General features: G+C 61.2%; 18 protein-coding genes. 14 read left to right on the top strand and 4 right to left on the bottom strand.

The window, feature by feature from the left end; genetic code table 11:
• Positions 1-46 precede the first annotated feature (46 nt).
• Both E8A46_RS26990 and E8A46_RS26985 read left to right on the top strand, forming a co-directional pair.
• Entirely contained in the window at positions 47-1036 is a 990-nt protein-coding gene (locus E8A46_RS26990; RefSeq protein ID WP_291567709.1) for an ABC transporter ATP-binding protein, read from the top strand.
• A complete protein-coding gene (locus E8A46_RS26985) occupies positions 1033-2031 on the top strand; it encodes an oligopeptide/dipeptide ABC transporter ATP-binding protein (RefSeq protein WP_291567708.1) in 999 nt (332 codons plus the stop codon). Before E8A46_RS26990 ends, E8A46_RS26985 begins: the two co-directional genes overlap by 4 nt.
• 19 nt (positions 2032-2050) lie before the next feature.
• Here the strand turns inward: E8A46_RS26985 and E8A46_RS26980 are convergent, their stop codons facing one another.
• Both E8A46_RS26980 and E8A46_RS26975 read right to left on the bottom strand, forming a co-directional pair.
• Complete coding sequence (locus E8A46_RS26980; protein WP_291567707.1) at positions 2051-3394, bottom strand: HAMP domain-containing sensor histidine kinase; 1344 nt, start codon at positions 3392-3394, stop codon at positions 2051-2053.
• Positions 3391-4071, bottom strand: a complete 681-nt coding sequence (locus E8A46_RS26975; RefSeq protein WP_291567706.1) for a response regulator transcription factor — start codon at positions 4069-4071, stop codon at positions 3391-3393. The genes E8A46_RS26980 and E8A46_RS26975 overlap by 4 nt, the downstream gene beginning before the upstream one ends.
• 754 nt (positions 4072-4825) lie before the next feature.
• Here E8A46_RS26975 and E8A46_RS26970 point away from each other — a divergent pair.
• The 6 genes from E8A46_RS26970 to E8A46_RS26945 all read left to right on the top strand — a co-directional run bounded on the left by E8A46_RS26970 (position 4826) and on the right by E8A46_RS26945 (position 9069).
• Positions 4826-5341 (top strand): MipA/OmpV family protein, encoded by a 516-nt coding sequence (locus E8A46_RS26970; protein WP_291567705.1) that lies wholly within the window; start codon positions 4826-4828, stop codon positions 5339-5341.
• 5 nt (positions 5342-5346) lie between these two features.
• Complete coding sequence (locus tag E8A46_RS26965) at positions 5347-6096, top strand: hypothetical protein (RefSeq protein WP_291567704.1); 750 nt, start codon at positions 5347-5349, stop codon at positions 6094-6096.
• Positions 6097-6123: 27 nt separating this feature from the next.
• A complete protein-coding gene (locus tag E8A46_RS26960) occupies positions 6124-6501 on the top strand; it encodes a DUF2147 domain-containing protein (RefSeq protein ID WP_291567703.1) in 378 nt (125 codons plus the stop codon).
• Positions 6502-6625: 124 nt separating this feature from the next.
• Positions 6626-7321 carry a hypothetical protein gene (locus E8A46_RS26955; protein WP_291567702.1) on the top strand — a complete coding sequence of 232 codons (696 nt, stop codon included), beginning with the start codon at positions 6626-6628 and terminating at the stop codon, positions 7319-7321.
• 160 nt (positions 7322-7481) lie between these two features.
• On the top strand, positions 7482-8051 hold the full coding sequence (locus tag E8A46_RS26950) for a DUF2147 domain-containing protein (protein WP_291567701.1): 570 nt from the start codon (positions 7482-7484) through the stop codon (positions 8049-8051).
• Positions 8052-8142: 91 nt separating this feature from the next.
• Positions 8143-9069, top strand: a complete 927-nt coding sequence (locus E8A46_RS26945; protein WP_291567700.1) for an ABC transporter substrate-binding protein — start codon at positions 8143-8145, stop codon at positions 9067-9069.
• A gap of 8 nt (positions 9070-9077) precedes the next feature.
• On the opposite strand, the gene gcvA is transcribed toward E8A46_RS26945, so the two are convergent.
• On the bottom strand, positions 9078-10007 hold the full coding sequence (gcvA, locus tag E8A46_RS26940) for a transcriptional regulator GcvA (RefSeq protein WP_291567699.1): 930 nt from the start codon (positions 10005-10007) through the stop codon (positions 9078-9080).
• Positions 10008-10168: 161 nt separating this feature from the next.
• Here gcvA and E8A46_RS26935 point away from each other — a divergent pair, with 161 nt between their 5' ends.
• From E8A46_RS26935 to E8A46_RS26910, 6 genes are read left to right on the top strand one after another with little or no spacing between them, the layout of a single operon-like run.
• Positions 10169-10975: an alpha/beta hydrolase gene (locus E8A46_RS26935; protein ID WP_291567698.1), complete on the top strand. Its 807-nt coding sequence runs from the start codon at positions 10169-10171 to the stop codon at positions 10973-10975.
• Complete coding sequence (locus E8A46_RS26930; protein ID WP_291567696.1) at positions 10972-11436, top strand: carbon monoxide dehydrogenase subunit G; 465 nt, start codon at positions 10972-10974, stop codon at positions 11434-11436. The genes E8A46_RS26935 and E8A46_RS26930 overlap by 4 nt, the downstream gene beginning before the upstream one ends.
• On the top strand, positions 11433-12302 hold the full coding sequence (locus E8A46_RS26925; protein WP_291567694.1) for a xanthine dehydrogenase family protein subunit M: 870 nt from the start codon (positions 11433-11435) through the stop codon (positions 12300-12302). The genes E8A46_RS26930 and E8A46_RS26925 overlap by 4 nt, the downstream gene beginning before the upstream one ends.
• Positions 12299-14590 carry a xanthine dehydrogenase family protein molybdopterin-binding subunit gene (locus tag E8A46_RS26920; protein WP_291567691.1) on the top strand — a complete coding sequence of 764 codons (2292 nt, stop codon included), beginning with the start codon at positions 12299-12301 and terminating at the stop codon, positions 14588-14590. The genes E8A46_RS26925 and E8A46_RS26920 overlap by 4 nt, the downstream gene beginning before the upstream one ends.
• 1 nt (position 14591) lies before the next feature.
• Positions 14592-15071, top strand: coding sequence for a (2Fe-2S)-binding protein (locus E8A46_RS26915; protein ID WP_291567690.1), 480 nt, complete (start codon positions 14592-14594; stop codon positions 15069-15071).
• Positions 15072-15109: 38 nt separating this feature from the next.
• Complete coding sequence (locus tag E8A46_RS26910; RefSeq protein WP_291567689.1) at positions 15110-16438, top strand: MFS transporter; 1329 nt, start codon at positions 15110-15112, stop codon at positions 16436-16438.
• A gap of 235 nt (positions 16439-16673) precedes the next feature.
• Here E8A46_RS26910 and E8A46_RS26905 read toward each other — a convergent pair.
• Positions 16674-17134, bottom strand: a 461-nt coding sequence (locus E8A46_RS26905) for a nitroreductase family protein (RefSeq protein ID WP_291567688.1), incomplete at its 5' end; no start/stop codon positions are given.

Raw genomic sequence — 17134 nt, 5'->3', positions numbered from 1 at the left:
GCTGATTCACTCGGTGAACCAGCCCAGGGAATGAGCTTCTGATCCGATGGCACTGCTCGAAGTCCAGAATTTGCAGACCCATTTCCGTACCCCTGAGGGTATCAACCGGGCGGTCGACGGCGTCTCCTTCCATGTCGGCGAAGGCGAGACGCTGGCCATCGTCGGTGAATCCGGCTGCGGCAAGTCGGTCACGGCCATGTCGCTGATGCGGCTCATCCCGGAGCCCCCGGGCAAGATCGCGGGCTCGATCCGGTTCCTGGGAAAGGACCTGCTGCAACTGTCGGAGCGCGAGATGCGCGCCATCCGCGGCAACGACATTTCGATGATCTTCCAGGAGCCGATGACGAGCCTCAATCCGGTGCTGACCGTCGGCCGTCAGATCGGCGAGACGCTGCGGGTGCATCAGAAGCTCGATCAGCAGGCCGCAGAGGCGCGCGCCGTCGAGATGCTGACACTGGTTGGCATCCCGGAGCCGGCGCGGCGCGTGCGTGAATATCCGCATCAGCTCTCGGGCGGCATGCGCCAGCGCGTGATGATCGCCATCGCACTCGCCTGCAACCCGAAGCTCCTGATCGCCGACGAACCAACCACCGCGCTGGACGTCACGATCCAGGCGCAAATCCTCAACCTGATGCTGGACCTCAAGCGCCGCGTTGGTGCGGCGATCGTTCTGATCACCCATGATCTCGGCGTGGTCGCCGAAATCGCCGAGCGTGTCATGGTCATGTATGCCGGCCGCAAGGTTGAGGAGGCGCCGGTGGCCGAACTGTTCCGCTCTCCGCGTCATCCCTACACGCAGGGCCTGCTCGGCGCGATGCCCAAGCTCGGTTCCTCCCTCACGGGCACGGCGCGGCGCCTCGCCGAGATCCCCGGGCAGGTGCCCAGCCTCAAGCAGCGTATCGAGGGCTGCGTCTTTGCCGGGCGGTGTTCGCTCGCTACCGATCTGTGCCGCGAGGTCGCGCCGGGTCTCGAGGAAAAGGGGCCGCGCCACATCGCCGCCTGCCATTACGCGCCGAAGGACGCGGCCGCGGCATGAGTGCCCCGCTGCTCCAGGTCAACGACCTCAAGAAGCATTTTCCGGTTCGCGGCGGCCTGTTCAGCCGCAAGTCCAATTGGGTCTATGCCGTCGACGGCGTGTCGTTCGAGGTCGAGCGTGGCGAGACCCTGTCTCTGGTAGGCGAGTCCGGCTGCGGCAAATCAACGGTCGGCCGGGCCATCCTGCGGCTGTTCGACATCACCGCTGGCCAGGTGGTGCTGGATGGCCAGCGTATCGACGGTCTTTCACCCCAGGGGTTGCGCAGCATGCGCCGCCGCGTGCAGGTGGTGTTCCAGGATCCGTTCTCCAGTCTCAATCCGCGCATGCGCGTGCGCGATATCCTGGCCGAGCCGATCCGCAATTTCGGCCTCGCCGGATCTTCCGCCGAACTCGAGGCGCGGGTGGTGGCGCTGCTGGACACCGTGCGCCTGCCACGCGACGCGCTGAACCGCCGGCCTCACGAATTTTCCGGCGGTCAGCGCCAGCGCATCTGCATCGCAAGGGCACTCGCGGCAGAACCCGAACTGATCGTCTGCGACGAGGCGGTCTCGGCGCTCGACGTCTCGGTCAAGGCGCAGATCGTCAACCTGCTGCAGGATCTGCAGCAGGAGTTCGGCCTCGCGCTGCTCTTCATCAGCCACGATCTGGCGATCGTCGAGCACATGACGCACCGTGTCGCCGTCATGTATCTCGGCAAGATCGTTGAGATGGCGCCCAGACGACAGATTTTCAGCGCGCCCAGGCATCCCTACACCAAAGCCTTGCTCTCGGCCGTGCCGGTACCGGAACCCGGGGCCGCCCGCACCCGCATGATCCTGAAGGGCGACGTGCCGAGCCCGATCAACCCGCCCAGCGGATGCCGTTTCCATACCCGCTGCCCATTCGTGTTCGACCGCTGCCGGAGCGAGGAGCCGGAGCTTCGACTGACCGGAGACGGCCAGTTCGTCGCGTGTCATCTCGAAGCGCTGCCGGAAGTGCCGGGGCCCGCTCGGTGATCGCAGCTTAGAAATTGGACTAGTTCTGCGCGCTCGCAGCTTCTTCTGAGAAGCAGAGGCTGGCCGTTGTGCCGTGACCCGGGATTGAAGCGATGATCAGTTTCCCTCCATGGGCGGCCATGATCTCTTGAACGATCGACAGGCCGAGCCCTGCGCTATCTCCTGCGGGGCTGCTGGTTTGAAACGGCTCGATCAGCTTTCCTTCGGAGCCAAAAGAAAGGCCGGCCCCGTCGTCCCTGATCGATACGCTCCCACGACCAAGGACCGCCGTAATGCGTCGAGCGCCGCGCGCGTGCATCAGGGCATTGCCAACCAGATTAGCCAAGGCGCTCCGAACCGCGGCTTCAACGCCTCGCACCACTGTGGGGCGTTCCTCAACCTGCTCCAGGGAGAGTTCGATGCCGGCATCCAACGCCGATGGGCTGAAATCCGCAAGCACATCCAGCGTTACGGCGGCGAGATCGATCGGCCGCTTTTCGATGGTGTGATTTTGCAGTCGCGCCAGGTCGAGCATGGCGGAGACCAGCGAGGTGAGGCGGCGAACGTCGCCGATCAACTCCACCTTTAATGCAGGTTCGGTCACATCCTCGATTTTCGCCCGTAGCAGGGTCAACGGTGTCCGGAGCTGATGAGCCGCATTGCCAAGAAAGCGGCGCTGCATCTGGATGTAGGCGTCAATCTCATCGAAAGCGCGGTTAAGAGCCTGGACCAGCGGCTTGAGCTCTACAGGAACGTCGTTGAGTGAAATTGACCCATGCGGTGCTGCCGGATTGATCGCGACTGCAAGTTTCGTGACGCGCCCAATGCTGCGGGACACGAAGCGTGCGGACAGGAACGCGCCAATCGCAACCGTCGACGCGAAGGCCAGCGCCGCAATCGCGATCGGGAAGCTATTACGAACAACGAACGTAGTCCCGACTTGGCCGAGTTCGGGTTGGGCACCTCCGATCATCATCACCAGTCGGGAAGGACCTCTTGGGATAGCGGCCAGGCAAAAAGTGCTCGTCTGATCCAACGTTTTAAGAATTGAAAAGCCGATCAGCCCGGGATAGGGGAGCGAGAAAGGCAATGGCGGTCTGCGATCGCCTCCGAACTCATTGAATACGTTACCGGAGGATACGACGTACCAAAGATTGGGACTGTTGGACTTCAGTTCCTCGATACTGCTGGTGGAGCGAACGCTTAAGGTCCGGCCGGGGTCGACGACCGTTGCGCGATCGAGAATGGTGGCGGCGACCTGGCAACGGGTTAGGTCGCCTTCGCCGATTAAGGGAGCCCAGATCACAATGCCGAGCATGACAGCGAAGATTGCTGCGGCGGCCATACCGAGCGAAAGCGCCAAGGTCCTGGTGATTGACTTCATCGGGGTCGTGCCATCCTGAGAATATAGCCGATCCCTCGCATGCTGCGAATTTCAACATCGCCTCCAAGCTCGGCCAGCTTCTTGCGGAGCCGAGACACTTGCGCCTCAAGCGTATTGGATTCGATCTCGTCATCGAATCCGTAGATTTCCTCGATCAGCGCAGCGCGCGTGACAACTCGGTCCCGCCGCATCAGCAAGGCTCCGAGGATTAGGGCCTCGCGCCGCCGCAGCAGAATTTTGTTGTTGGCCACAACGGCCTCATTGCTGCCGAGATGCAGCTCGACGTTTCCGAACGACAACATTTGCGGAACGAGGAGCCGGGGCCGCCGCAGCACAGCGCGCACCCTGGCGATGAATTCCTGTGGCTCGAACGGCTTGCCGAGATAATCGTCTGCCCCGCTGTTCAGGCCGTCGATCACGTCCTCCTTGGTATCCTTCGCCGTCAGCATGATGATTGCCGGTCTTTCGGGCAATTGGCTCAGCGCCGTCACAATCGCGAGGGCATCTCCATCGGGAAGCATCCGGTCGACGATCGCCAGATCATACTTGAAGTTTTTCAGGGCTTGTTGAGCATCGACGATGGAGCCGACAACGTCGACGATGCTGTGTATCTCTCTTAGCAAACGGCTGAGATAGGCCCCAATCTGCGGTTCGTCTTCGATCACGAGGGAGCGCACTCTGATCTTCCTTGCTCTGCTCAGTCGATAGATCCTGGGATCGCAACGCTCCCCGTCAGGCCGGATCTCGACGCATGGTTCGTCGGATACCTCCGCTTTACGGCAATGGGCTCCGCAAACGCAAGCCGCGGAAGATTGCGCACCGCATCGTCTCGCCAAAACGTTCTGGTAACGGCTTCGTTGCGCAATGTTGGGGCAATGTTCGTTGGTGCGGCTTTGGGGACCTCGGATCACTCTCGCGGCCCATTGGAGGTATTTTCGGCAGCTTCGGCCGTCTTCGGCAAGGGCAATCTTGGGGCAATGTTGGCGGGCCTTTTTGAAGGTCCAAGCCACACCAGTCGATCCCGTCCAAGGTGGGGGTCAGAGGCCCTAAAATGAAGCATAGCGTCCAAGCCGTTCTCCGGTCTTTAGGAAGCGGCGCGCCCCGAGTTCTTTTGGCTGCGTTGCCTGCCACACTTGGCGCGACCACGTCCTTGTCTTATTCCGCATTCGCCGAGCCGGCGTTTACGCTACCTGCCCCTCCCTATGAATTGCCTGTTCTGCCGCCGGTGTCAGGGACCTGGACGGGGATGGTTGGCATCGGGGGTCAATACGGACCTGCTTTCGAGGGCTCGAAGAATTGGATGCTTAGTCCGGTTCCGATTTTTTCCATTCGGCGGGCCGGTGCCGCAGAGCAATTTCGCGGTCCGCGCGACAGCGCAAGCATCGCGCTGATTGACTTTGGAGACCTAGAGCCGGCCCCGCTGCCAAATTTGTGCCGGGCCGCAAGAGCTTCGACTATTCCGAACTGAACGGATTGGGTGACGTCAAAGCCACGGTCGAACTCGGCGGCTTCGTCGAATATTACCCAGTCGACTGGTTTCGCACGCGTGGCGAGCTGCGGCAGGGCATAGGTGGCCATCACGGCGCCGTTGCCGACCTCTCCGCTGATTTCATCGTGCCGGTGATCCAACGACTTATCGTCTCGGCGGGTCCGCGCTTCACCTGGGAAAGCACGCAAGCCACGGCGCCCTATTTCAGCGTCGAAGGCATACAGGCGTTGTCTTCCGGGCTGCCAATGTTTGACGCCAAGGGCGGCGCGCACTCGTTCGGCTTCGGCGGTCAGGTTTCCTATCGATTCAATCCGCAATGGGAAGTGCATGCCTATGTCGAATACGAAAGGCTGCTTGGGGATTCGGCGCATAGTCCGCTTGTGACCCTTCGAGGCTCGCCGAATCAGACCACCGTCGGGATTGGCGCATCCTATTCGTTCGACTTCAAAATAAGATAGCGGCCATGCGCAGAACCAATCAACGCGTGATTTTTGCTACGACCATCTTGCTTCTCCTTAGCAACGCCGCCGGCGCAGTGTTCGAGAGCCGCGAGGCGAAGCTGCAGGCCATCAAAACCGTTGGCATCATCGCGGCAGTAGGAGACAAATTCACCTTCGCGAAAGGGGGGCTCACCGGTCTCAATAACAGCAGTCGCAGCTTGCCGATTGGGCCTTGGGGCCTTGATGACCTGATCGTGCAGCAGACCACCGCGGCACTCGCCGGTCGGTTTCAGGTGAAGCCGGTGAATTACCCGCGCACGACGTTCGCGGCCATCGCCGAATCTCCCATCAAGCCGCTCGACCTCGTGCGTGGTGATCCCTTTAAGAAGCTTGTCGAAACGGAAGTAACCCCTCAAGGCCTCGACGCCTATATCGTCATCACGAAAGCGAAGATGAACTTCGGGGGAGGGAGCCGAAAGGTCGAAGGCGTTGGCATCATCACGTACAAGACAGTGCTGCAAACATACAGCCAGATACATGCACTTTATGAGATCCGGGTTGTCGATGGGAAGACGTTCGACGTCATCGAAAAGATGGTCGCTCCGCCAATCGACAGTGCGACAAACTTCAAACTGGGCGGCCCAAGCTCGCCAGTCGACCAGAGATTCTCTCTCGGCACGGTCGATTTGCGAGACGAAAATTTGCACCGAGCTGTCGTTGATCTGATTGCGCGCAGTCTGCCGTCGATCCTGAGCGATATGCACCTTCGTTAATCGGAAGCATCAACATTGGAGAATAAGATGACTCGATTGAGTATGTACCTTGTCGTGATGGCACTCTTATTGACCGCGAAGGATTGTCTTGCGGAAGAAATTATCGGGACCTGGGAGTCCGATGAAGGCGTAATGCGGGTCAAGTTCGAGCCCTGCGGCGAGGCGACTTGCGGCGACATCGTCTGGGTGAAACCTGGAGCCGACACGCGAGCCAAGCTCGGGCAGCATTTGTTCTTCGATATGCGTTCGGACGGGAAAACGTCCTGGAGCGGCAAAGCCGCCTATGACGGATCAGTCTACTACAGCAGGATATTAATTGAAGGGACTGCTCTCAGGACTTCCGGCTGCGTCATGAGCGGACTGGTTTGCAAGTCGGGGACCTGGAGAAGAGCCCCCGCACGGTAGGAGGACATAGCGACGGGCAGATCGATCGAGATGCGGAATATCATCGGAGCGATTCCCGAATTGTCTTTTGTCGGTCATCGCGATCGTCATGCGGGCCTACGGTAAGCAGAAATAGAGGCCGATCATGCGGAAATATGTCTCCAAACTTCTCTTGGAAATTTTTCTTTCTGTCTTGGCGACGGTCAGCAGTTCTTATGTCACGTATCACTACATTCTGATCGAAAAGGCGCCGGGAGCGGCCGCCAATGCGACGCTCGACCCAAGAGAAGCCGTCAGCTTTGAGGTGCCGACCGCGCCAACACAAGCAGAGGCGGTTCTGGCCAAGGGCCCGCCAGGGGGTTCCGGCGCAGTCGGACCGGTGGCGAGCGCTGATGTTCGCATTGTTGAACAGCGCAACGATGAAAGGGCAGGATTGTCGTCGTCCGCTGGACAGGCTGAGCCGACGAACGGTCCCGCTGGGCTTCGTGCTGGCCCTCGCGACAGTAGCTCAAAGATAAGCGCTAACGTCGCGCCGAAGCGCAGATTGGTAACCATCAGCCAGCGAAAGCCAAGCCGCGCGGCCCGTGAGCAATCCCTTAGCAGGAGCGTCAATCCGTCCGTCGACGTGGTGAGGCCGCTCGAGATCGAACTGGAAGATCCGCCTCTTTCCACCGAGATGAAAGACTCGCATTTGGCCGGGACGATTTGGAAACCCATCAGCCGGACAGCCTTGCGGCTTCTTCATTCGCTCTCGTTAGCCAGTGGTGGACAAGAGCCTCTAACGAGCTTCTCGCTTGACGGAATCTTTAACGGGTCCCGCGTGGGCCCATTCATGGAATAGTGGCCGGATCCAAGTTTGCCGGCGATATGTCCGCAACAGCCATATGGCGCGCTCACCAATGCTACCGCAGACTAAAATCGGAGCCGCGCGCCAAGACCATGTAGGTGAGCGTAACCGAAAATCACCTCCAAAAAAATCGAAGCAACCGAATGGAGCTAGAATGAAAGCGATTCTTCGAATGATACTGCGTATCGCAGTCGCCGCCGCCCTGGCGGCTGCGGTTTGCCGCGCCGTGGTCGCGAGCCCGGTGGACCCAAGCGGGACCTGGGTGATCGAAGATGGGCGCGCCCGCGTTCGGCTCGAACGTTGCGGACCGACCCTTGAGCGTGTTTGCGGCTATATCGTCTGGATGAAGGAGCCCGCCGATGCAAGAGGGCAGCCCTACCGCGACGGCAATAACCCGGATCAAGGCAAGCGATTGCGCTTCCTGCTCGGTCATCAGCTGATCATGGGATTGAAGCCGACGCCAGAGGGGCGATTTGAGGGGCAGATTTACAATGCAGAGAACGGTAAGTCGTATTCGGTCGCGCTGTGGCGCGAGTCGTCAGATCGGCTGACGCTCAAGGGATGCATGCTGGCGTTGCTCTGCTCCACACAGATGTGGCGGCAATCCAACGATGTGTTGCCGGGGCAGCTGGTAGGACTGACGGGTGATCCGAACGGGCCCCGAGCCGACCAGGAATGGGCCGCGCCGCCATCGCCGAAACAAGCGGCCGCAAAGGCCCGGTAGCCTAAATCATACCTGTTTCCTACGATTTCGGTATTCTGAGCTACGACTTCAGCTAATCCTCTCCGCCCATGCAATCGAAAGGTCGCGCCCGATGAAGATTGCCGTCCCTGATCTGATTTCGAATTCCTACTTTCCTGTCGTGGCTGCGGTCGAACTGGGTTGCTTCAGGGAGGAGGGGATCGATGCCGAAATCGAACTCGTCTTTCCCGTCGACAAGGCCTACGCGCATTTGAAGGCCGGAAAAGTCGATTTCGTCGGCGGCTCGGCTCATTCCGCCGTCGCAGCTTTTCCCAATTGGGATGGCGTCAAGCTGTTATGTGCGCAGGCCCAGGGGATGTACTGGTTCCTGGTCATGCACGCCGACTACGATGTGAAGCGTGGCGACATCGACGCCGTCAAGGGACGAAAGATTGGAGCCGCACCCTGGGTCGAGCTTGGACTGAGGCGATTGTTAAGGGAAGCCAATATTGACGTTCAGCGCGATCGTGTGGATATCGCGCCGGTGCCAAGTCCACCTGGCCAGATCAGTGTCAATTTTGGCTTGAACGCAGCGAAAGCGCTTGAGGCGCGTCAGATCGACGGCTTCTGGGCCAATGGGATGGGCGCGGAAGTGGCGTTGAGCCGTGGCGTAGGTACCGTCGTCCTCGATGTCCGCCGGGGCGACGGTCCCGGCGGCTGTTTTGACTACACGATGGCGTCGCTGGCCGCGACCGATCAACTGATCAGCCGCAATCCCGCTGCTGCGCAAGGCGCGATACGTGCCGTGGTCAGGGCGCAGGCGGCCTTGCGCCGGGATGTCACGCTGGCGACCAAAGTGGCGGACAAGCTGTTTCCAAAATCGGAAGCCGCGTTGATCGAGACGCTGATCCGGCGGGATCTGCCGTACTACGACGCGTCGATCTCCAAGGGCTTTGTTGCGGGCATGAGCCAGTTCTCGCTGGACATGGGCATCACCACGCGCGAACTGGGCTACGGGTACGTCGTTGCCGAGCAATTCGCTCAGCTGTGGGCGCCATAGCGCCGGCTTCAGCGATTTCTGCTGCGCGGCACTTCGCTCATCGTCTGTTTGAATTCGCGGAGCAGCCAGTCGACAAACGATTTCACCTTCGGCAGCTTGGCGCGATGCTCCTCGGTGACGATATGATAGGCCAAGGGAGACGGCAGCCGGATCGCAAACGGTTCGACCAGCCGACCCGTGGCGATATCGGATTTTACCACGGCGCTGCGCCCCATCACCACGCCCATGCCTTCGATCGCCATCTGAAACGACGGGTAGAGCAGATCGCAGGAGATTTCGTTGGTCGCGGAAATTTGCGGAATTCCGGCCTCTTCCAGCCACAACGGCCAGTCGTCCCGCAAGATCAGGGGGGACGAGGTGTGGATGCGGGTGTGGTAGCGCAGGTCGCCGGGAACGCGGAGCGGATGGGCCCCGCGCAGCAGTCGAGGGCTGCAGACCGGAAAGACTTCCTCCTCATTGATCTTCCAGGTCGCCATCCCCGGCCAGTCGCCGAGGCCGTAGCGAATAGAGACATCGAAGTCCTCGTGCAGGGCGTTGCCGAACGGAACCAATGTGCGCAGGCGCACCGCAACATCCGGATTGCTCTTGCGGTAGCTCGGTAACAGCGGAATCAGGCATTTGATCGCGAAGGTGCCGAGGCAACCGATCGTCAGTTCGTCGCCGCGGTGGCGACCGATGGCACGGTCGGTCGCGACCATGATCTCGGTGATCACGTTTCGCGCCGAGCGCAGATACTCATGGCCGGTCTCGGTCAGCCGTATTGTATTGTTTTCGCGGATAAACAGTTTGTCGCCGAGGAATTCCTCCAGCGCCCGGATGCGCTGGCTGATCGCGCCTTGCGTCAGGTTCAGTTCGATCGCGGCCCGGCTGAAGCTGAGGTGACGGGCTGTCGCCTCGAAGGCATAAAGTGCTGACAGGCTTGGCAAATTCTTTCGCATGGAGTCACGATCCGGCTGGGTATTAGCGTTTCTAATACCTCTGTTAGAATTTGTCGATTGAGCCGCCACGCCTGATCCGTCAGAACGGCTGGACATTGCCGCGGCGAAGCTGGCGGTATTCACTGCTATCTGGATCGGATCGACAGGTGAATTCTCAAACCATGCATCGGGCGTCCCTCGCCGTTCGCGACGGAACTTCGATTTCATATGCCGTGACCGGAGCGAGCCAACATCGCCGGGTCGCACTGATACATTCCTTGGCGCTCGACGGCGAGTTCTGGCGGCCAGTCGTCGACATCCTGTCGAACAAGGCCGCCGTGCTGACGATCGACTGCCGCGGCCACGGCGCCTCCGGCAAGCCGCCCGGACCTTATTCCGTCGAGCAGTTCGCCGACGATCTTGCCGACGTGCTGGACGGCATCGGTTGGCCCTCGGCGGTGATCGCCGGCGCATCGATGGGCGGCTGCGTCGCGATCTCATTTGCGGCGAAGTATCCGTCGCGGGCGGCGGGCCTCGGACTTTTCGACACCACGGCGTGGTACGGCGCCAATGCACCGAAGCAGTGGGAAGAACGAGCCCAGCGCGGCGTTGCCGACGGCATGGCAAGCCTCGTCGAATTCCAGAAGACCCGCTGGTTTGGCGACGCCTTCCGGGCGCAGCACCCCGACGTGGTTGAGCGGACCATTGCCACCTTCGTGAAAACCGACCCGAAGGCCTATGCGGAAACCTGCCGGATGATGGGCGCCTTCGATCTGCGCGCAAAACTTGGCGCGCTCCGGATGCCGACCCGGGTCGCCGTCGGCGAACAGGACCAGGCGACGCCGGTCGAGATGGCCAAAGCGATCCACGACGGGGTACCCGGCTCGACGCTGAACGTCATTGCCGGCGGCCGCCATCTGACCCCTCTGGAGCTTCCGCTGCGGATTGCCGACGAGATCCAGATGCTGCTCGAAAAGGTCAGCGCATGAAATTCACCGGCAGGATCGACGTTCCGGCGCCGCGGCAGGCGGTGTTCGAGAAGCTGCGCGATGCGCATTTCTTCGCATCATGTGTCGATGGCGTGCAGGACCTCGTCGAAATCGACGACCGTCACTACACCGCGACGCTCGAGACCAGGGTGGCCTACATCAAGTTCAGATTCGCCGTCTCCGTGGAGATCGTCGAACTGGACGAACCCGTTCGCGTGGTCGCCAGGGTGGAGGGCACACCGATCGGCATGGTCGGGCGCCTCACCGCGACCTCGACTGGCAATCTCGAGGAGCAGGATGGCGGTACCGCGGTCAATTATGAACTCGAAGTCGCACTGACCGGCAAGCTTGGCAGCCTCGGCCAGCCGGTTCTCAAATCAAAGGCCAAGGAAATGGAGCGCCAGTTCGCCTCCCGCATCCAGGCCAAATTCCAGGCCACCAACGCCGGGAGCGCAACATGATATCGTTCGAGCTGGCGGAGCCGAAGACGCTGAACGAAGCAATCGCTCTGCTCGACGCGGAAGACCCGGAAGTCCGGCCGATTTCGGGTGGCACCGCCCTGATGCTGATGATGAAGTCGGGCGTCTTTCGTCCGAGCCGCCTCGTTAGCCTGCAAAAGGTCGAAGCGGATTATTCGCGCATCGAACGCGGCAGCAATGGAAGCCTGCGGATTGGCGCGATGGCCAGCCTGTCGCAGGTCGAGCACTCGGACGAGGTCCGTCGCGTGGCGCCGGTCATCGAGAAGACCATGCGTCACCTGTCGAATGTGCGGGTGCGCAATGTCGCGCGGCTCGGCGGCAATCTGGCGCACGGCGACCCGCACATGGATCTGCCGCCGGTGCTGTCGTCGCTGGGCGCGAAGGCCATCGTCGCCGGCCCGTCCGGTCAGCGCGAGATCCTGATCGAAGCGCTGTTCAGCGGCTATTACGAGACCGTGCTGAAGCGCGACGAGCTGATCACGTTCGTCGAGGTGCCGCCCCAGGCCGGGTGGTCGTCGAGCTACATCAAATGCACGACGCGATCGGCGGACGACTGGCCTGCGCTCGGCATCGCCTGCTCGCTGCGCATCGAGGGCGGCAGCATCGGCGACGTCAGGCTCATGATCAGCGCCGCGACTGAAAAGCTGACGCGCCTGGTTTCGACCGAGAAGGTCTTGCGCGGCCAGAAGGTCAACGAGGCGACCTTCGAACGCGCCGGCGAATCCGCCATGGCTGAAGCCGAAGTGATCGGCGATTCCCGCGGTTCAGCCTCCTATAAATCCGAACTGGTGCGGGTCTATGTGCGGCGCGCGTTGCGGCAGGCCGGCCTTGGAGAGACCCAGCCATGACCATTCACAAGCCGATGCCCGCTGGCCAGGTGGGCCGTTCGCTTCCCCGGCTCGAATCCCGCGAGAAGGTCACCGGCCGCGCCGACTACGTCCACAACATCCGCTTGCCGGGCATGCTGATTGCGAAGGTGGCGCGCAGCACCGTGGCGCATGGCCGCATCGTCAGCATCGACACCAGCGCCGCGCGGCAGGTCGAGGGGGTGTTTGCGGTGTACACCGGCGAGGACATCCGGAAGATCATCCCGGAGCCCTATTACGGTCCCGCGTTCCACGACCAGCCGATCCTCGCGCTGGGCAAGGTGCGGCATGTCGGCGAGCCGGTGGCCGTCGCGCTGGCCAGGGACGCCCACGCAGCCGAGCAGGCGGCACAGCTGGTCGAGGTGGTGTACGAGGAATTGCCCGCGGTATTCGACGAAGTCGAAGCGATGGATTCGAAGGCCATCGTTCACGACGTTCTGAAGCCGGCCGGCACTTTCCCCGATCTCAAGCATCTGCACGGCAAGAAGAACACCAACATCGCGCTCGATTTCCATCTCAGGCGCGGCGATGTCGACAAGGCATTCGCCGGTGCCGCGCATCTGTTCGAGCATGAATTCCACACCCAGCAGGTCATGCATACCCCGCTTGAGCCGATGGTTTCGCTGGCCGAGCCCACGCGTGACGGCCTGACCATCCACACCTCCTCGCAGTCTCCGTCCTTCGTCCGGATCGAGATCGCCCGGCTGCTCGGATGGCCCGAGAACAGGGTGCAGGTGAAGGTGCCGTATCTCGGCGGCGGGTTCGGCGCCAAGCTTTACATCAAGCTGGAGGCGCTGGTCGCCGCACTCGCGCTTCTGACCAGGCGGCCGGTGAAGTGGTCGCTGACGATGGAGGAGCAATTCTACACCATCAGCAAACACGCCACCACGTTCCGGATCAAGAGCGCGGTCGATGCCGCCGGCAAGATCACCGGCCGCAGCTGCGCCGTGTATTGGAACGGCGGCGCCTATGCCGATATCGGGCCGCGCGTCACCCAGAAATCAGGCTTCACCGCGCCGGGTCCCTACGACATCGAGAACGTCGCGATCGAGTCCTACTCGCTCTATACCAACCGGCCGCCTGCCGGCGCGTTGCGCGGCTTCGGCATTCCGCAGCTGGTCTGGGCCTATGAAAGCCATACCGATTTGATCGCGCGCGAACTGAACATCGATCCGGTTGAATTTCGCCGCATGAATATCCTGCGGGAAGGCCGCCCGCAGGCGACCGGTACCGCGATGAAGGACGCCGCGATCGATCTGGTGCTGGAAAAGCTCGCCGAGCGGATGAACTGGTCCGCGCCGTTCGATCGCGGCGGAGGAACGGTGCGCCGCGGCCGCGGCGTGGGGATCGGATTCAAGGCCTCGATCTCGCCCACGACGTCGGTTGCCTTCGTCAATATCTACGCCGACGGCAGCTGCGCGCTCTACATGAGCACGGTGGATATGGGGCAGGGCTCCGACACCGCGATGGCGCAGATCGTCGCCGAAGTGCTGCAGGTGCAGGCCGAGAGCGTCAGGGTGATCCATCCCGACACCGACGTCACGCCCTACGACATGGCGACGCTGGGCTCGCGGTCGACCTTTCACATGGGCAACGCGGTGAAACTGGCCGCCGAAGACGCCAAACAGAAGCTTGAGGCGATGGCCCGCAGCGTCGGCGTTCCGGAAGGCTCGAATCTCGAGACCCGCGAGATTTTCAAGAAGAAGTACGGAATGCAGGCGGGCAACGTGATGGGGGTCGGCAGCTACATTCCGGGTTACAAGTCGCCCGACTCGGTTTCCGGCATGTCCGACAACATCACGCCGTTCTGGATGATCGGCGGCACCGGCGTGGAGATCGAGGTCGATACCGAGACCGGCCACGTGAAACTGACCAAGCTGGTCAACGCCGCCGATATGGGGCGGCCGCTCAATCCCCGCATCGTGGAAACCCAATTGTCCGGCGCGGCGATCATGCAGCTTGGCTTCACGATGTTCGAGAACATGGAGTTCGACGCGGGTCAGGTCACCAACGCCTCGTTCGCCGACTACAAGATCCCGGGCATCCACGACATTCCGCCCGCTATCGAGAACCACATCGTGCTGGCCGAGCAGGGCGGCGGCCCGTTCGGCGCCAAGGGCGTCGGGGAAAGCGCGACTTTCGGGGTTTCACCCGCGATCGCCAACGCCATTCACGACGCCGTCGGCGTTCGCCTGACCGACCTGCCGCTGACCGCCGAAAGCGTGTTGAGGGCGATCCGCCTCAAGGCCGGCAACCCGATCGGAGATTGAGATGAATCAGCATGCCAAGGCGATCAGCTTCGTGCTGAACGGAAGCAAGACCGAGATGCTCGTCCAGACCCATGAAAATCTCGTCGAGCTGCTGGGCCGGCTGGATCTGTACGGCGCCCGTGAAAGCTGCGGCCAGGGTCTCTGCGGCTGCTGCACCGTGATCGTCGATGACGTGGCGGTGTCGGGCTGCCTGTATCCGGCAGCGTTTGTCGACGGCAAGACCATCACGACGATCGAGCACCTCGATCACGACGTGCAGCTGAGCCCGGTGCAGCAGGCGTTCATCGAGGAAGGCGCGTTCCAGTGCGGCTTTTGCACATCGGGCTTCATCCTGATGACGCACAAATTGCTGGAGCAAAAGCCGATGCCTACGGATGAGGAAATCAGGGACTATCTGGCAGGCAATCTGTGCCGCTGTGCGGCTTATCCGGAAATCATCAATGCTGTGAAAAGCGCCGCAACCAAGATGGCGCGCACCTAAACCGAATCAATTTTTTGAGAAATTTTGGGGGATCAAGGATGACGACTTCCGCCGTAGATGGCCCTTGGTACAGGGCGCTGTCACGTTCGCAATGGAATGCGTTGATTGCCTCGAACCTCGGCTGGTTGTTCGACGGTTTCGAAACTTATGCGCTGATTCTGACCGCCGGCGTCGCGCTGCGGCAGCTGCTCGATCCTTCGCAATATGGACAGATTCCGTCCTATATCGGCACCGTTATCGCCATCACGCTGCTCGGCTGGGGCATCGGCGGCATGCTGGGCGGGATTCTGGCCGACTATATCGGCCGCAAGCGCACGATGGTGATCGCGATCATCGCCTATTCGATCGCGACCGGGCTCAGCGCCTTCGCGTTCGACTGGATGTCGTTCGTGGCGTTGCGGTTTCTGGTCGGCATCGCGATCGGATCGGAATGGGCCACCGGCAGTTCCATGCTGGCCGAACTGTGGCCGGATCGCGCCCGGGGCAAGGGGGCCGGCATCATGCAATGCGGGCTCGGTCTGGGGTTTTTCCTGGCGTCGTTCACCTGGCTGTTTCTCAGCCAGTCCGGCCCGAATGCCTGGCGCTACATGTTCGCGCTTGGGGTGCTTCCTGCGCTGCTGACGCTATGGATCAGGCGCGCCATTCCGGAATCGAAGATCTGGGAGGAAACCAACCAGAAGCGGCGCCTGGCGATCGACCAAAAGAGGTCGGGGGTCTCGCTCGGCGAGGGGGCCGAAAAGCTGACGCGCTTCACGCTGTTTGATCTCTTCACCGATGCTTCGCTGCGCAAGCGAACCATCGTCGTGTTTCTGATGTCGCTGACGACCACGGTGGGCTTCTGGGGCATCTCGACCTGGGTGCCGCCGTTCATCGGTTCGCTGGCCGCCAAGGAAAGCTTCAATGCCGCCCAGTGGGCGAGCTACGCCGGCATGGCCTACACGATCGGCTCGGTGCTCGGCTATCTCAGCATGGGCTTCCTGATGGATGCGTTCGGCCGCAAGCCGGTAACGATTGTGTTTTTCATCATGGCGCTGTTGATGACGCCGGTGCTGTTCTTCTGGACGACCGATCTGAAGCTGCTGCTGCTGCTGGCGACGGTCAATGCGTTCTTCAGCAACGGGCAATACACATGGATGCCGGTCTGGCTGCCGGAGCTGTATCCGACCCGCATGCGGGCGACCGCGCTGGCCTTCGCGTTCAACGGGCCGCGTTTCATTGCGTTCCTGGGGCCGCTGCTCGCCGGCACCATGATCACCCAATTCGGCGGCTTCGGCCACGCCGCCATGGTGCTGGCGTCGATCTATGTGGTGGGAATTATTGCCGCGTTCTTCCTGCCCGAGACCAAGGGATCTCCGCTGCCGGCCTAAAACCCGTCGCGTGACAAGATCAAGCCTTTGAAACGAAAGGAAAATGCTTTAGCTCTGGCGCTGCGCCGGCACGCAAGAGATCAGTGCTCATTGATGATGCCACGGTCTTCGTCGGTTACGACCGGCAAGCCGCCAATCCTGTGGTCCACATCCGACGCAGCTATATGAATTTGCATTGTCGGTTTGCGTTGGTGAGATTGTTTTTCGGAAATTGTCTAACCCTATCTGAACTGCCTCAGGCGCGCGGATATCCCACCGATTGAGCAAAAGTAACGAACTGCTGCTCGGGCAGTTTCAGGGCCTGACCGAGCTTCAAAGCATCGACCGATCCCCGAAATACCGTCGCAAGCCCCTCGGAGGCGCAGAATAGATAGACGTTCTGGCCAATAAAACCGACGTCAACCGACGCGTAGAGACGTCGCTCTTCAGGAGAGACGTCGGTCATACGCTCGCCATGAGCGACGTACACGAGGTTAAGCGGCGCAGTCGCTACAAAACCCTGAAGCCCGGTTTGTTTGCGAATATCTTCCGCCGAGTGCGGCAGCAGCTTATGGGTCTTTGGCTCATACAACCAGACGCCATCGGCCATTGTGAGATAAATGTCGATGACCATGACATGACGCCAATAAGGGGCAGTCCGGTCGCCGCTTGGCCGATTGACCCCGAAGGCCGCCCATAGCAGATCGGACAGAACCT

Origin of the sequence: Bradyrhizobium sp. (assembly GCF_004799445.1) — a bacterium.
In the GTDB taxonomy this organism is placed as follows: Bacteria; Pseudomonadota; Alphaproteobacteria; order Rhizobiales; family Xanthobacteraceae; genus Bradyrhizobium.
This window is presented reverse-complemented; position numbering and strand designations above follow the sequence as displayed.

Coding starts and splice junctions, on each gene's coding strand:
- E8A46_RS26990 (WP_291567709.1), top strand. CDS start 47: ATGGCACTGCTCGAAGTCCAGAATTTGCAGACCCATTTCCGTACCCCT.
- E8A46_RS26985 (WP_291567708.1), top strand. CDS start 1,033: ATGAGTGCCCCGCTGCTCCAGGTCAACGACCTCAAGAAGCATTTTCCG.
- E8A46_RS26980 (WP_291567707.1), bottom strand. CDS start 3,394: ATGAAGTCAATCACCAGGACCTTGGCGCTTTCGCTCGGTATGGCCGCC.
- E8A46_RS26965 (WP_291567704.1), top strand. CDS start 5,347: ATGCGCAGAACCAATCAACGCGTGATTTTTGCTACGACCATCTTGCTT.
- E8A46_RS26960 (WP_291567703.1), top strand. CDS start 6,124: ATGACTCGATTGAGTATGTACCTTGTCGTGATGGCACTCTTATTGACC.
- E8A46_RS26955 (WP_291567702.1), top strand. CDS start 6,626: ATGCGGAAATATGTCTCCAAACTTCTCTTGGAAATTTTTCTTTCTGTC.
- E8A46_RS26950 (WP_291567701.1), top strand. CDS start 7,482: ATGAAAGCGATTCTTCGAATGATACTGCGTATCGCAGTCGCCGCCGCC.
- E8A46_RS26945 (WP_291567700.1), top strand. CDS start 8,143: ATGAAGATTGCCGTCCCTGATCTGATTTCGAATTCCTACTTTCCTGTC.
- gcvA (WP_291567699.1), bottom strand. CDS start 10,007: ATGCGAAAGAATTTGCCAAGCCTGTCAGCACTTTATGCCTTCGAGGCG.
- E8A46_RS26935 (WP_291567698.1), top strand. CDS start 10,169: ATGCATCGGGCGTCCCTCGCCGTTCGCGACGGAACTTCGATTTCATAT.
- E8A46_RS26930 (WP_291567696.1), top strand. CDS start 10,972: ATGAAATTCACCGGCAGGATCGACGTTCCGGCGCCGCGGCAGGCGGTG.
- E8A46_RS26925 (WP_291567694.1), top strand. CDS start 11,433: ATGATATCGTTCGAGCTGGCGGAGCCGAAGACGCTGAACGAAGCAATC.
- E8A46_RS26920 (WP_291567691.1), top strand. CDS start 12,299: ATGACCATTCACAAGCCGATGCCCGCTGGCCAGGTGGGCCGTTCGCTT.
- E8A46_RS26915 (WP_291567690.1), top strand. CDS start 14,592: ATGAATCAGCATGCCAAGGCGATCAGCTTCGTGCTGAACGGAAGCAAG.
- E8A46_RS26910 (WP_291567689.1), top strand. CDS start 15,110: ATGACGACTTCCGCCGTAGATGGCCCTTGGTACAGGGCGCTGTCACGT.